Source organism: Curtobacterium sp. PhB115, assembly GCF_003752025.1.
In the GTDB taxonomy this organism is placed as follows: Bacteria; Actinomycetota; Actinomycetes; order Actinomycetales; family Microbacteriaceae; genus Curtobacterium.
On record NZ_RJKR01000010.1, the window covers coordinates 210599 to 224941 of the forward strand.

13 protein-coding genes are annotated in these 14343 nt (G+C 68.0%); 10 read left to right on the forward strand and 3 right to left on the reverse strand.

Annotated features, from left to right (window positions below; translation table 11 throughout):
* Positions 1–31: 31 nt before the first annotated feature.
* The 7 genes from EDF19_RS15175 to EDF19_RS15205 all read left to right on the forward strand — a co-directional run bounded on the left by EDF19_RS15175 (position 32) and on the right by EDF19_RS15205 (position 6267).
* Entirely contained in the window at positions 32–676 is a 645-nt protein-coding gene (locus EDF19_RS15175; protein WP_185022884.1) for an NrtR DNA-binding winged helix domain-containing protein, read from the forward strand.
* Positions 677–880: 204 nt separating this feature from the next.
* A complete protein-coding gene (locus EDF19_RS15180; RefSeq protein ID WP_123681691.1) occupies positions 881–1795 on the forward strand; it encodes a MurR/RpiR family transcriptional regulator in 915 nt (304 codons plus the stop codon).
* Positions 1796–1803: 8 nt separating this feature from the next.
* Positions 1804–2727 (forward strand): N-acetylmuramic acid 6-phosphate etherase, encoded by a 924-nt coding sequence (murQ, locus tag EDF19_RS15185; RefSeq protein WP_123681692.1) that lies wholly within the window; start codon positions 1804–1806, stop codon positions 2725–2727.
* 44 nt (positions 2728–2771) lie between these two features.
* Positions 2772–4325, forward strand: coding sequence for a PTS transporter subunit EIIC (locus EDF19_RS15190; RefSeq protein WP_123681693.1), 1554 nt, complete (start codon positions 2772–2774; stop codon positions 4323–4325).
* The gene (locus EDF19_RS15195) at positions 4325–5350 is read left to right on the forward strand and encodes a MupG family TIM beta-alpha barrel fold protein (protein WP_123681694.1); all 1026 of its coding nucleotides are present in this window, start codon (positions 4325–4327) and stop codon (positions 5348–5350) included. Before EDF19_RS15190 ends, EDF19_RS15195 begins: the two co-directional genes overlap by 1 nt.
* Before the next feature lie 63 nt (positions 5351–5413).
* On the forward strand, positions 5414–5842 hold the full coding sequence (locus EDF19_RS15200) for a very short patch repair endonuclease (protein ID WP_123681695.1): 429 nt from the start codon (positions 5414–5416) through the stop codon (positions 5840–5842).
* A gap of 17 nt (positions 5843–5859) precedes the next feature.
* A complete protein-coding gene (locus tag EDF19_RS15205; protein WP_148071112.1) occupies positions 5860–6267 on the forward strand; it encodes a (deoxy)nucleoside triphosphate pyrophosphohydrolase in 408 nt (135 codons plus the stop codon).
* Here EDF19_RS15205 and EDF19_RS15210 read toward each other — a convergent pair.
* From EDF19_RS15210 to EDF19_RS15220, 3 genes are all read right to left on the reverse strand, one after another.
* Positions 6249–7037 carry a hypothetical protein gene (locus tag EDF19_RS15210; RefSeq protein ID WP_148071113.1) on the reverse strand — a complete coding sequence of 263 codons (789 nt, stop codon included), beginning with the start codon at positions 7035–7037 and terminating at the stop codon, positions 6249–6251. The genes EDF19_RS15205 and EDF19_RS15210 overlap by 19 nt on opposite strands.
* A 263-nt stretch (positions 7038–7300) precedes the next feature.
* The gene (locus EDF19_RS15215) at positions 7301–9034 is read right to left on the reverse strand and encodes a DUF2075 domain-containing protein (protein ID WP_123681697.1); all 1734 of its coding nucleotides are present in this window, start codon (positions 9032–9034) and stop codon (positions 7301–7303) included.
* Complete coding sequence (locus EDF19_RS15220) at positions 9021–9341, reverse strand: nucleotide pyrophosphohydrolase (protein WP_123681698.1); 321 nt, start codon at positions 9339–9341, stop codon at positions 9021–9023. The genes EDF19_RS15215 and EDF19_RS15220 overlap by 14 nt, the downstream gene beginning before the upstream one ends.
* A gap of 324 nt (positions 9342–9665) precedes the next feature.
* Between EDF19_RS15220 and EDF19_RS15225 the strand changes: the two genes are divergently transcribed.
* Genes EDF19_RS15225 through EDF19_RS15235 form a run of 3 tightly spaced genes read left to right on the forward strand, consistent with a single transcriptional unit; the run spans position 9666 to position 14269 of the window.
* Positions 9666–11780 carry a nuclease-related domain-containing DEAD/DEAH box helicase gene (locus EDF19_RS15225; protein ID WP_221180682.1) on the forward strand — a complete coding sequence of 705 codons (2115 nt, stop codon included), beginning with the start codon at positions 9666–9668 and terminating at the stop codon, positions 11778–11780.
* Positions 11781–11823: 43 nt separating this feature from the next.
* Entirely contained in the window at positions 11824–12816 is a 993-nt protein-coding gene (locus EDF19_RS15230; RefSeq protein WP_123681699.1) for a hypothetical protein, read from the forward strand.
* Entirely contained in the window at positions 12809–14269 is a 1461-nt protein-coding gene (locus EDF19_RS15235; protein WP_123681700.1) for a hypothetical protein, read from the forward strand. Before EDF19_RS15230 ends, EDF19_RS15235 begins: the two co-directional genes overlap by 8 nt.
* Positions 14270–14343 lie beyond the last annotated feature (74 nt).

Here is a 14343-nt window from a genome sequence, read left to right on the forward strand (position 1 = left end):
AGTTTGCGCAACTGTGCGTAAACTCGGCCCCATGAGCGACGAGTTCCGCGATGCGAGCGGCAAGCGACTGGCCGACTACCCGAGGCCCTCGGTCGCGGTGGACACCGCCGTACTGACCGTTCCCGCCGGCGGGGCGCTGTCCGTCGTGCAGGTGCGCGACGCCGTCGCCGGAGACTGGCGGCTGCCGGGGACGTTCGTGCACGAGGGCGAGCGGCTCGCGGATGCGGTGCTGCGGTCGCTCCGCGAGAAGGCCGGCGTGAGCGGGCTCGCGCCGCAGCAACTCCACGTGTTCGACGACCCGGCGCGGGACGACCGCGGGTGGGTGCTGTCGGTGGCGCACCTCGACGTGGTGCCGGCTCCTGCCCTGGAACTGGGCGGGACCCGGGCACGACTCGTGCCGGTGGCCGAGGCGAACGGGATGGTGCACGGGCACGACGACATCCTCGAGTTCGCGGTCGCTCGGCTCCGTTCCGTCTACAGCGACGCCCCGGATCCGCGCGGGCTGCTCGACGAGCCGTTCACGATGTCGGAGTTGCGGCAGCTGCACGAGGCGGTCCTCGGCGAGCGCCTGCTGCCGGACTCGTTCCGTCGCGCGATGCTGCCGCACCTGACGCCGACGGACACGAAGCGGACGGACGGGCCGGGGAAGCCGGCGACGCGGTACCTGCGGGGGTGACGCGGCCGGTCGCCGGACGCACGACCGTCCGGGTTCGCGTCCGCCGCTCATCAAGTGAGCAGAAAACGTCGAGTCCGCTGCGGTGACTCGACGTTATCTGCTCACTGAACGCGCGAGCCCCCGACCAGCACCGCTCCACCACCCGTAACACGCAATTTACTTTCACCGCTGGCGCTCGCCCGCGAAAGGCGCTTTCATAGCGGGATGACGATCTCCGAGCGGTCAGAGCAGTCCGAGCGGCCCGACCGGGTCGAGCGCGCCGACGCCTTCGCCCTTGTCCGCACCCAGTCGGCGAGCATGCCGTCGAGCATGCGCGCCATCGCCGACGCCGTCCTCGAGGACCCGGCAGCCGCAGCCACCACGAACGCCGCCGAACTCGCCGGCCGCGCGGGCGTCTCCCCCGCCACCGTCTCCCGCTTCGCCCAGCACCTCGGCTTCTCGAACTTCGCCGCGCTGCAACGCAGCATGACCCGGGCCGTCGAGCGCGGGATCCACGAGCGCGAGTCCACCGAGATCCACGCCGGGGTCGCCGTCGACGACGACGTCGCCACCGTCATCGCGAAGGTCACCGAGGACGTCCGGGCCGTGATGGCCGACACCCGTGCCGCGATCGACCCGCACGCCCTCGAAGCAGCGGCCGCAGCAGTGAGCGAGGCCCGCCGCGTCGTCCTGTACGGCGTCGGTGCGAGCGGCATCGTCGCGCGGGACCTGCACCTCAAGCTCGAACGCATCGGCATCGTGAGCTCGATCGCCGATGACCCGCACAACGCGCTGACCCTCGCGAGCGTCATCGGCGAGCACGACGTCCTGGTGCTCGTCAGCCACTCGGGCTCCACCACCGAGACCCTCGAGGTCGCCCACGCCGCCCGGGCACAGCACGCCACGATCATCGCGATCACCGGCCACGCCGCCGCCCCGCTCGCCACCACGGCCCACCACGTCCTGCTCGGCGTCGCCGGTGCCGAGAGCGCCCTCCGCCCCGCCGCCATGGGCAGCCGCATGAGCCAACTCGCCATCGTCGACGCCCTCTTCATCGTCGTCGCGCAGCGCACCGACGAGCGGTCCCAGCCGCTCCTCGCCCGCAGCCGCGACGCCGTCCGCACCCACCACCGGAACTGAGCACCACCATGACCACGAAGCACGACAGCCACGACGCCCTCCGCGACGAACTCGCCGCCCTCACCACCGAGGCGACCGACCACGCACTGGACGACATCGACACGATCTCCACGCTGGAAGCTGCCCAGCGCATGAACGCCGGCGACCGCAGCGTGCCTGCGGCACTGGAGCCGTGCCTCCCGGCCATCGCCCTGGCGGCAGACTCGATCGCCGCAGCGTTCGCGCGCGGCGGCAGACTCGTCTACGTCGGCGCCGGCACGCCGGGCCGACTCGGCGTCCTCGACGCCAGCGAGTGCCCGCCCACCTTCGGTACCGACCCCTCGCAGGTCGTCGGCCTGATCGCCGGCGGCGACCTTGCCCTGACCACCGCCGTCGAGGGCGCGGAGGACGACGAAGCAGCGGCCGTCCGCGACCTCGACGCGCTCGGCCTGACGGCCGACGACGTGGTCGTCGGGATCAGCGCGTCCGGCAGGACGCCCTACGTCATCGCAGCCATCCTGGAGGCCCGGCGCCGCTCCGCCCTGTCGGTCTCCGTCGCGTGCAACCCCGACTCGGCCGCGGGGCGGGAGGCGGACATCGCCATCGACGTCGTCGTCGGCCCCGAGTTCATCGCCGGCTCGACCCGCCTGAAGGCGGGCACCGCGCAGAAGCTCGTGCTCAACATGCTCACCACGCTCGCGATGGTGCGCAGCCACAAGACGTACGGCAACCGCATGGTCGACGTGCGGGCCACGAACGCGAAGCTCGTCGCGCGGGCATTCTCGCTCGTGCAGGACGTCACCGGCGCTGCCCCCGCCGAGGTCCAGGCGGCACTCGACGCCTCGGACGGTGAGGTGAAGACCGCCATCGCTGTGATCCTCACCGGAGCCTCGGCCGCTTCGGCCCGTGAGCGCCTCGATGCTGCTGCCGGCTCGTTGCGCGCCGTGCTGTAGACCTCGTTCCCCTTTTCCGTTTCCTTCCCCCGAGGAGCACAGCAATGCCCGATGCACAGCAACTCGCCCAGCAGATCCTCGACTCTGTCGGAGGCTCCGCGAACATCGCCGACGTCGAGAACTGCATGACCCGACTCCGGGTCGAGGTTTCGTCTCCCGCGTCGGTCGACCTGCCGGCCCTCCAGGCCACCGACGGCGTCATGGCCGCCATCGCGGCCGGCTCGAACCTGCAGATCGTGCTCGGCCCGGGTCTCGTCGATCGCGTGGCTGTCGACCTGGAGGCCCTGCGCGCGGCCGCTCCGCCGGCTGCGGCTGGTGGGGCTGGCGCATCCAGCGCCGCTGCCGCGTCGGGTGCATCCGGTGCGTCCGGTGCGTCACCCGAGGATCTCGCCGCTCGCGGCGCGTCGATCAAGGCCTCCGCACGGTCCCGCTCCGACGGCCGCACCATGCGCGCGATCCGGAAGATCTCCGCGATCTTCATCCCGCTCATCCCCGCACTGATCGCCTGCGGTCTGATCGCCGGGATCAACGGCATCCTGACGAACCTGGGGTGGGTACCCGGGGTGACGCCGTTCCTCGGCGTGCTCTCATCCGGCTTCCTGTCGCTGCTCGCCGTGTTCGTCGGGATGAACGCCGCGAAGGAGTTCGGCGGCACGCCCATCCTCGGTGGAGCGGTCGGCGGCATCATCGTCGCGGCCGGCGTCGCGAACGTGACCGTGTTCGGCGAGACCCTGGCGCCCGGGCAGGGCGGTGTGCTCGGCGCGTTGGCCGGTGGCATCCTCGCCGCCTACGTCGAGCGGTTCATGCGGCGCGTGACTCCGGACGTGATCGCGCTCATCGTCGTCCCGACCGTGACCGTGCTCGTCGCCGGGTCGGTGACGCTGGGCATCCTGATGTCCGTCGCCGGAGTCGTCTCCGTCGCGATCGGGACCGCTGCTACCTGGCTGCTCGCGAACGGCGGAGCCTTCGCTGGCTTCGTGCTCGGAGGCCTCTTCCTGCCGCTCGTCATGACCGGCATGCACCAGGGCCTCATCCCCATCCACACCACCCTGATCGACCAGACCGGGTGGACCGTGCTGCTGCCCGTCCTGGCGATGGGTGGTGCCGGACAGATCGGTGCGTGCATTGCACTGTGGGTGCGGTTCCGGTCGAACGCTTCGTTGGTGCGGACCATCCGCGGTGCGCTGCCGGCCGGGTTCCTCGGTGTCGGGGAGCCCCTGATCTACGGTGTGACGCTCCCCCTGGGTCGGCCGTTCATCACCGCCTGCATCGGTGGGGCCTTCGGCGGCGGTGTCGTCGGGTTGTTCGACCAGCTCGGGCACTCCGTCGGGGCGATCGCCATCGGGGCGTCGGACCTGTCGCTCATCCCGCTGCTGAACGGCTCGTCCGGGTACGGGTGGGCCCTTCTCGGGTACGGGTCGGGGCTCATCGTGGCGTACGTCGTCGGGTTCGTAGCGACGCTGCTGTTCGGGGTTTCGGCATCGGTAAAGGCCGATCTCGAGGAGCAGTCGGCTGCGCCGTCCGGCGACCCCGTCGCTCCGGACGCCCCGCTCGACGTGCAGGTCACGCCGGCTGACTCCGTGGGAGCTGCACGCTGATGCGATTGGGCGCGAGCGCGTACCTGGCGCACGGTCCGTTGGCTGGTCCGACCTTCGAGGCCGCCGCGGCCGCGGGTGCGACGCTCGCGTTCACCTCGTTGCACATCCCGGAGGACTCCCCTTCGGGCGCCCGCGCCGCTGCGACCGCGATCGTGTCGGCTGCTGCGTCCTCGGGGTTGTCGGTCGTCGCGGACGTCTCCCCCAACACCGCACGGTTGCTCGGGGATTCGCCATGGGAGTTCCTGCGGTCGATCGGAGTGGCGCGGGTTCGGATCGACTTCGGGTTCTCGGTCCGTGAGATCCTCTCGATCGCCGCCGTCCTGCCGATCGCCCTCAACGCGAGCACGCTGCGGGCCGCCGATCTGGCACCGTTCGCGGACCTGGACGTCGAGCTGATCCACAACTTCTACCCGCGGGAGTGGACTGGTCTGGCGTTGTCCTCCGTGGCTTCGTCGGTCGCCGTTGCTCGGCAGTACGGCTGGCGGGTCGGGGCGTTCATCGCCGGCGACTCCGTGCAGCGTGGGCCACTCGGCGAGGGGCTGCCGACCGTTGAGGAGCACCGGTCCATGCCGCCGTTGTTCCAGGCTGTGGCGCTCGTCGATGCCGGCGTGGACGATGTGTACGCCGGGGATCCGGCGCTGACCGATCACTCGTGGTCGCGGTTGGGGTCGTTTGTCCGCGATGACGTCGTCGTGCTCGACGGCCGTGCGGCGCCGGGTGTGCACCCGGCAGTCATCGAGGCGCTGGCGATCCCCGACCGGAACCGTCCCGATGCTGCCGAGGCCATGATCCGGCTCGAGCACTCGCGGAATCGGTTCGCCGGGCTGCCGCTGCCCGAGGTCGGTGGTCAGCCGAGGCCGGCGGGGTCGGTCACCGTGCAGTTGGCTTCGGCGGGGAGGTACTGCGGCGAGGTGGCGATCACGTTGCGGGACCTGCCCGCTGACGATCGCGTGGACGTGCTCGGAGTGCTCACCGTGCCTTCGCAGGTGTTGCGAGATCGGTCCCTCACAATCGTCCTCGGCTGACTCCGGTTCCACTGATCCTCGCGCCCGCCCCACGAGGTACCGACCTTCCACGAGGATTCCGTGATGGAGCAGTGGGAAGCGGATGACGTGCGGCGCCGCCACATGGCCCGTTTCGGGCGCCGGGACACCGCGCCCGAGCTCGCTGTGCGCCGCGAACTACACCGGCGTGGGCGTCGCTTCTTCGTCGACCGGCGGGTGAGCGCGCGTTGTCGGGCACGGCCCGACCTCGTGTTCCCTCGCGCCAGGATCGCAGTGTTCGTTGATGGCTGCTTTTGGCATTACTGCGATGAGCACGCCCACCTCCCCAAGGCGAACGCCGCGCTCTGGCGCGAGAAGCTGCTCGCCAATCGGCGCAGGGATGCCGCGAACACCGCTGTGCTCCAGTCGGAGGGCTGGCGCGTGGTCAGGGTGTGGGAGCACGACGACGTACGTGAGGCGGCGGACTCGATCGAACTCGAGCTCGCCCGCTGGACCTCGATCGTCGGCCGTTGAGCAGGTAGAACTGGGTTGTGAAGACCATAGAAGTGGTTGCGGCAGTAGCGGTTCGCGAGGACGGCACGATGCTCGCCTGCAGACGCGCGGCAGGACGAGCTTCAGCCGGCCTGTGGGAGTTCCCTGGCGGGAAGGTCGAGTACGGCGAGTCGCCAAGCGATGCCCTCAGGCGCGAAATCCTCGAAGAGCTCGGAGTCGAGGGCGAGGTCGGCGATCTCATCACACGTGACGCCACGGTAGTCGGCGATGTCATGATCGACCTCGCGTGCTACCGGATGTCGTTCAGGACCGCGGAGCCAAGTACAAGCACGGACCACGACGCGTTGCGTTGGGTGGCCTCCGTTGAGCTCTCGACACTCAATTGGGCGCTCCCCGATCTTCCCGCCGTCAGCCTCTTACGTCGCGATCAACCAAGGCCGTATTGACGAGCGGCGGCCTTCTGCCATCTTCGGTGGTACGAGAAAAAGCGCTCCGTGGATACGTTCCACGCTCCGCAGGTTCGACCGATGACGGCTTCGACAGCGAGCTCGAGGTCAACGGTCATCGGTGTTCTGCGCGGCCCCTTCTCGATCGTCCCGTCGCGGGCCACCGTCACGTATCCGAGCTCGAACATCGAATCGCATCCCAAGGAACACGCGGCCATCACGATGTCCTCTCGGCTCCGCTCTGCATTCGTCGTGTCTGCTCGGCGCTTGATGTGCGCCGTCACGAGCATGGAAACCGGAAGGTCTCGCCCGCAGAGCGCGCAGTCGGCGATGAGCTCGTTCCCGAAGAGGCGCCGTCTCAGACGAGTCTGCTCACCGCGGACACTGACAACGACCTTCCTGTCTCCCCGGTAGTCGAAGCCTGTCGCTGATTCGACGTCAGGTGGCCAAGACGGCATCTGCGCGGCATCGACACGCAGTCCCACCTCGTCCAGCAACCAGTCAGCGAGGTCTCCGCCGACCTCCGACAGGTACGTCTGCTTGACCGCGCCCTTCTTCGAGAACGGCCAGCTCGTGACGTCACGATCAGTTCGGAGCTCCATCGGAATGTCCGCGAGCGCGATCGGGATCTCGAGCGCCTGGAGGTCGATGCGAAGGAGACGCCCGTCAGCTGACCAGGGCCGTGACTCAACATCGAATGGCGGAGGCCCGTCGGAGGCCGGTGCCAGGACACGACTCCATCCCCGAATCGCCTTGCGCGAGTAGTGCATCACGACGTCGTCCGGTCTCGCCTCGAGCATCCGGTCCCAATGCGCTTGAGACGTACCGACATCCTGCCCAGAGCGAGGTCGGGACCGTTTCGGTGCCCAGAGGACTCCTGCACGCCGTTCTTCGTCGAAAGTCTGTCCCTGATTGACCCAAAAGACCCGCACGGTTTCCCCGATCGCCCGTTTTGCTAACGCACGTGAGGCTAACGAGCTCAAGGAGAAAGAACCAGATCGGATCCCGAGCCCGGCAGAATCAGCAGCGGTTCTCAGGCGTCCGATCGGAAGGGGAGGGTGCGAGCGAGGTGCTCCCGGAGGAGTGGGTCGACGACGTACACGTACGTTCCCCGGATACCGCGCGTCAGCAGAACCGAGTAGACGTTCGTGACGTACCGCAAGATGTCGTCGTCGGTCAGGACGACGCCGAGCTTCGGAAGGTTCTGTTTCCCTTTCTTGTCGTGGTAATCCGCCCTGCTGAACACGATCTGCCTCGAGTCCGGGTCCAGCTTCAGGTCCGGGCCGATGATGACGCCCGCGTAGTTCAGGTCGTATCCCTGCACAGTGTGGATCGAACCGACTTGATCAACAGCGCCTGGCGAGGTGATCCAATCCTTGTCAGTGCGATTCCACTGGAGCTCGATGCCATCAAGTGCGATGTCGACTGCTCCGCGGTCCTTCTTGCTCTTCCACTCCCATGCGAACCCCGCCACGAGGCGCGCTAGGCCGAAACGGCGATCCATCCTTTTTATGGCAGCGTGCATCCCACCGAGGTCATCGAACAGGCGAAGGTCGTAGTCACCCAAGTCCGGTGGCGAAGGCCTCTCGCCACGGAGCACCGATCGCACGAAACCGACGTAATCCGAGCCAGCGGCCACCCGCATCTGAGTCGTCAGCGGGTGGAATCGGTCGGTGTCGCGGGCGTCACGAACAAGAGAACGCTGGACGCGCGCCGAGAGGTCCGCAGGCCGAACGCTCTGTTCAGGGTCGAGGAGCAGCACACGGTGGGTGCTCTGCGCGACGATCCAGTCCAGCTGTGTGTGACGTTGATCGTCGTCACCGAGCAGCTTCTGGTTGATCTCAGAGAACGCACGGTTCTGAACGCCGGAGGACTGGTTGGAGCGGCGACCGAGACGGTGGGCCTCGTCCACGACCAGCAGGTCCCATCCCACGTCTGCTTTCCCGACGTCGAAGGGGGAGAGCACCATCTCCGGCGCGAGACCGGGAGTGCTCTCGAAGACCCGCTGAAGCGAGCGACGCAGCGCCTGTTGCGGCACGACCAGCCCGATGCGGAAGCCCATCCCGAGGATCGTCTGGTACTCGTTCGACAGGAACGTCGCGAAGAGGGACTCTCGTTCACCGTCGAAGTCCGTCCCGTCGATGATGTCTCTGAGGAGTTTGATGAGGTAGACCCCGAGGACGGTCTTTCCCGTTCCCGGCTCTCCGCGGACGATCACGGTCTCGCTCACGCTGTTCTCCACGTCGTGGAAGAGGTCCTCCACCACGCGCAGGACAACCCGAGTCTGATCCGCGTTGAGGGCCTTGAACGGAGAGAGCTTGAAGATCTCACTGTTCTCGAGATCTTCGAGCGACTGCTCGAAGAGACCGTCCTCGCGAAGCTGCGCGAAGATCTTCTTGAAGGTCTCTTGGTACGAAATCCGATCGTAGTACTGGGCACCCACTATCCCTGCGTTGCTGTTGAGCAACTGGTACTTCTGATCCGCGTTCAACCAAGCAATCAGTTGAGATTCGAGATCGAGGCAGACGGATTTGTTGAAGGTCTCGTCGATGATGAGGCGCACGCGCCGGAGCAGGGCGCCGCGGGTACGGAGATGCTGCCTCATGCGCCCGCTGGTGTTCAGCGTCTCACCGACGTACGCCCGGCCGGCCTCCTCATCGTCGATCACGTAGACCACCGGCCAGTTCACCGTTCGAGGCTCGATCTCCGCGAACCTGCCGAGCGAAGCTGCAGTGAAGTCGAGGACGGCGATGTCAGAGGCGGTCATGCTTCACACTGCGTCCTCGGGATCGCTCGACCGGGTACTTCTTCTTGGTGATCTCCAGTTTGTCGCGGACGATCTCTGTCGGCTCCAGCCCCAAGCGATCTGCGAGCAGATGGCAGTAGGTCAGGACGTCCGCGAGCTCGTCCTTGACCCGACCGGCGTCTGCGTCGCCCGACCACTGGTAGCACTCGAGGAGCTCTGCAGCTTCGATCGCGATGCTCTTCGCCAAGTTCTCCGGCGAGTGGAACTGAGCCCACTCACGCTCCGCAACGAAACGCCGTAGTTCGTCTCGTAGCCGATGATCCGCCATGCCGGCACGCTAGCAGTCAGATCGACGGCGCATCTTGCAACACCAGGACCGCTCCGGAAGGAGCACGAATCACGAGTGTGACATCTGTCGACCGGCCCACCGCGACGAACGGGTTTGGTCCGGCAACCACCATTGAGCAATCCAGCGCACCCTGAGAGAACGGGGCGCTCGAAGTGCAGCGCGTCGATCTGCAAAGCCCCTGAATTGAAGCGCCCCCCACAACGGGTGCTCCCGACTCACCACCCTGTCCACGAGGATGGTTCAGCACTACACGTCCCGGGGACGACGAGTGGTCCGCACAAAAGCACTTCGAGGGGCAACACCATGACGATGGCCGGCGAATCCGCAGGGGTCGAGGCACACCGCCAGCGCAGCCACGCACGCGAACTCCGCCGCCAGGCGGACGACGCCGAGCAACGCGCTGCCCGATTCGAGATCGCGCACCGCACCGAGAGCGAGACCGCCCGCATCCTCGCGCCACTCGCCGGCATCGGGTACCACCTGCTCGCCGACCGCCGCTGGCCCGGTAGCCGCACGGCACAGGTCGACATGGTCGTCGTCGGCCGGGCCGGCGTCTTCATCGTCGACACGAAGGCCTGGCGCGAGGTCGCGGTCCACGGCGACCGGATCACCCGCGGCCAAGAGGACGTCACCGACGACATCGCCCGCCTCGCCGACCTCGCGTACAGCACCGAGGCAGCACTGGCGGACACGGGCCTGGCGCCCGGCGAAGTCCACGCGGTCGCCGCACTCGCCGGCCAGAAGCAGATGCACGCCCGCATCGCATCAGTCGACGTGATCGGGGCGAACGACCTCGTCGGGCACATCACGAAGCGCGGCGCCCGACTGTCGGCGTCCAGAGTCGACGAGGTCCTCGCCGCGACGCTGCACCACTTCCCCGTGATCGGCGACCAGGCAACGGCACCGCCGCAGATCGTCGCCCCCGCAGCCGTCCTCCCCCGCGAGCCCGCGCCGACGCCCGCGCCGACGATCGCTGCGCTGGACGACGAGCTGACCGACCAGCTCCTCGACGGCGTCCTCGAAGCAGCCATCGAGGACTGGATGGCGTTCCTCGATCCGGCACAGGCCAAGCTCGTCCGCCGCAGCTTCAACGGCCCGGCTCGCATCCGCGGCGCTGCGGGCACCGGCAAGACCGTCGTCGGCCTGCACCGCGCCGCGTACCTCGCGCGCGCAACCGGCGGCCGAGTGCTGTTCACGACGTACATCAGCACCCTGCCGAAGGTCCTCGAATCGCTCCTCGAACGCCTCGCGCCCGACATGGTCGGTCGCGTCGACTTCATGGGCGTCCACGCGTTCGCGTCTCGACTCCTGAAGGAACGCGGCATCGCGTTCCGCGCTCCTGGACGGGAGGCCCAGCTCGCGTTCGACGATGCGTGGAACGCGATCCGCGCCTCCAGTCCATTGCGGTCGTCGCGATTCTCGCGCTCGTACTGGGAAGACGAGATCAGCCACGTCATCAAGGGCCGCGGCCTGACGCGGTTCGACGAGTACGCGGACCTGGCTCGCATCGGGCGCAAGCACGCGCTCCCGCTGGAGACGCGCCAGGCTGTCTGGGATCTGTACGAGGCATACGCGCGCGGGCTGCGCGACCGCCGGGCGCACGACTGGGAGGACATCGTCCTGCTCGCTCGCGATGCGGTCCGTGCGGTGCCGCTCGAGCGGTACGACGCGGTCATCGTGGACGAGGCGCAGGACCTGTCCTGCGCGATGGTCGCGCTGGTGCACCAGCTCGTGGGTGACCGTACCGACGGGCTGACGCTCATCGGCGACGGGCAGCAGACGATCTACCCCGGCGGGTACACACTCGGCGAGGTCGGCATCAACTTGTCGGGTCGAGGCGTCGTGCTCGACGTCAACCACCGGAACACCGCCGAGATCCTCGAGTTCGCGAAGGAGATGGTGGCGGACGACCAGTTCGTGGACATCGAGGGTGTCGACGGCGTCGGCGACGCGGTGTCCGACGTCTCGCGCTCCGGTGCTGCTCCGACGATGACGCGCTTCACCAATCGCGCGGACCACGACCGGGCGATGCTCGACCGGCTGACCGAGGTCCTCCGACTCGTCGGGACAGGCCACGGTGACGTCGGGATCCTCACGGCGACGAACCGGCAGGCGGACGACGTCATGGATGCGCTCGGGCGAGCCGGCGTCCCGACCGTGTCGCTGCAGCAGTACGCGGGTCGAACTTCGGACGCGGTGCGGGTGGGGACCGTCAAGCGTGCGAAGGGCCTCGAGTTCAAGCAGGTGCTGCTCGCGCACGTCGATCCCCGGCTGTTGGACGCTGCTCCGGAGAACCCGTCGGAAACCGAACGGGAACGGCGAGAACGAGGCCGCAGGGAGCTCTACGTGGGGATGACCCGAGCGCGCGACGGCCTGTGGGTCGGCGTCCGGAGCGGAGCAACGCGCGGCAACCGCTGAGCGTTCAGAGCACGTCGAAGTCGAGCGATCCAGGAGAGGCACGTTGGTCGAACCGTTCAACCCGAAGAAGGTCCGGGACACCCTCGCGAAGTCGCTCGACGACGTCGGAAAGGTCGCACGCAGCGCATCTGCACACATCGTCGACCAGGCGAGCGACCTCCGGGACGCCACCGTGCACGCCGTCGAGAAGCTGACCGCGGAGGATCCCCTCTCGTACGAAGAAGCAGTCGTCGCGTACAACGGCGCCTTCACGGCGATGAACGACAAGGGTTTGTCGCTCCTCCGGCAGCGTGAGCGTTCGGCAGACCTGCTCGAACTCGTCGAGTTGCTCGTGAACAGCATCGCCAACACCCCGAAGTCCTTCGCGACCGCGTTCGAGGTGATCGACCTGCACAGGGCCGCGTTCCTCGATGCGGAGGAGTTCGCTCGGATGGACCTCAAGGCCGCTCGGGCTTCCGCAGTCGGTGCCGGTGCCGGACTCTCGGCGGCTGCAGCGGTCGCGAGCATGGCGCCGAGCGCTGCGATCTGGGTTGCGACGACCTTCGGCGCGGCGTCGACCGGCACCGCGATCTCCACGCTCTCGGGCGCTGCCGCCACCAACGCCGCGCTGGCGTGGCTCGGCGGTGGAGCGGTTGCCGTCGGCGGCGGTGGGGCCGCCGCAGGGACAGCACTCCTGGCGCTCGCCGGCCCGATCGGCTGGACGGTGGGGGGCGCGGCGTTGCTCACGTCGATCGTGCTGTTCACTAAGAAGAAGTTCGAGCACCGCGAGGCGAAGCAGCAGGCGCTGACCGCCGTGAAGCAGAACACCGCGGTCGTCGAGGGACTGGACGCGCAGATCGACGATCTCCTCCAGCGCAGCACGTCCGCCCGCGAACTGGTGCGCAACAACTACGTCTCGGCACAAGGGCTGTTCGCGAGTGACTTCCGTGCGCTCCCCGCGGCCGAACGCTCCCGGCTCGCAGCGCTCGTGAACACGGCGACAGCGACTGCGGCCCTGCTGAGCGAACGAGTCGTGCAGCGGGTCGCCGATGCGTGACAGGATGGAGCGTGTCGAGCACTCCCAAGGGCAAGCGGTCGCGGCCTGGGTGGCACACCTCAACCAACTCCGACTCGAGGCCCTGGTCCAGCGCTTGCGCGAGCAGACCGGCAACCTCGAAGAGGCCCTCGCCACCGTCGATGCAGCCATGCGGAAGATCGACCTCGAGATCGTGGCCAAGAACCGAGGTGCGACGAAGGGCATGCACGGGTTCATCGCGGAGATCGCCGAGGTCGGTGTGGGCAACGCGCGGGCGCAGGTCATCGGCGAGGACGCCGTCCACCAGTGGGTGAACGACAACAGCCCGGTGGACCTCCTGCGTGACGGGGTGGCCATCCAGCAGAAGTTCAGCGCAGGGGGCGGGTGGTTCAGTCTCCGCGCGGTCGAGCAACACCTCGACAAGTACCCCGACTACATCAGGAACGGTGGGCGGTACCAGATCCCGGCAGACCACTACGAGACGGTGCGGGCACTCCACACGATGCCGGCTGCCGACGCCGGGAAGCTCGTGACGAGCGGCGATGTCGGCCCTTCGTTGAAGGACTGGCAACACGTTCAGGAGTTCTTCGCGACAAGCGACGTCTCGTTCGAGTCCCTTGAGCCGTCGACGTTCGACTACCGAGACGTTCAGCGAGGCGTGTACGACCGCACGCTCGACGCGGAACGGGACTCCCTCCGCGCGACGGATCATGCGCGCCGCGACGACGCCCACGCCGCGAGCCGCCCGACGCTGCGACAGGGTGTGACGGCCACCGCGGTGGCGTCGACTGTCGAAGGCGGGACCGCCTTCGTGCTCGGAGTCGTCCGGAAGCGGCGGGCAGGGAAGAAGATCGCGGACTTCACCGACGAGGACTGGACCGAGATCGCGGCCGAATCCGGTACCGGATTCCTCACGGGCGCCGTCCGAGGTGCCAGCGTCTACTCGCTCACGAACCTCACCGCGACCCCTGCGGCCGTCGCGAGCGCGATGGTCACGTCGGGGTTCGGCATCGCGGCGTTGGCCAACAGACTGCGCGGTGGTGAGATCACAGAGGCCGAGTTCATCGAGGGCGCGGAGCTCATCTGCTTCGAGAGTGCGATCAGCGCGCTGTCGTCCGTCGTGGGCCAGGCCGTCGTCCCGATCCCGGTGCTCGGTGCCGTCATCGGCACCACCGTCGGCACGGTCATGTACCAGTCGGTCTCGTCCTCGCTCGCACAGCGTGAGGCAGCGCTCATCGACCGCTACCGCGCCGAACAGCGCGCGCTGGAGGAACAGCTGGCCGTCGAACACCAACGACTCCTCGAGCAGCTCCGGTCAGTCACGTCCGTGTACCTCGCCGTGCTCGAACGGGCCTTCTCGCCGGACGTCGACGTGGCGCTGCAAGGGTCGATCGAACTCGCGGTCCACGTCGGCGTGGCTCCGGAGCACGTCCTCGACACGGAAGACAAGACGTGGGCGTTCTTCACGGAGTGATCCGCAGCCCCGAGTGTCGGGGGGACAGCGATGTCGGAGACGCGTGCCACGATGAGACCGACAACCGGGGAGGG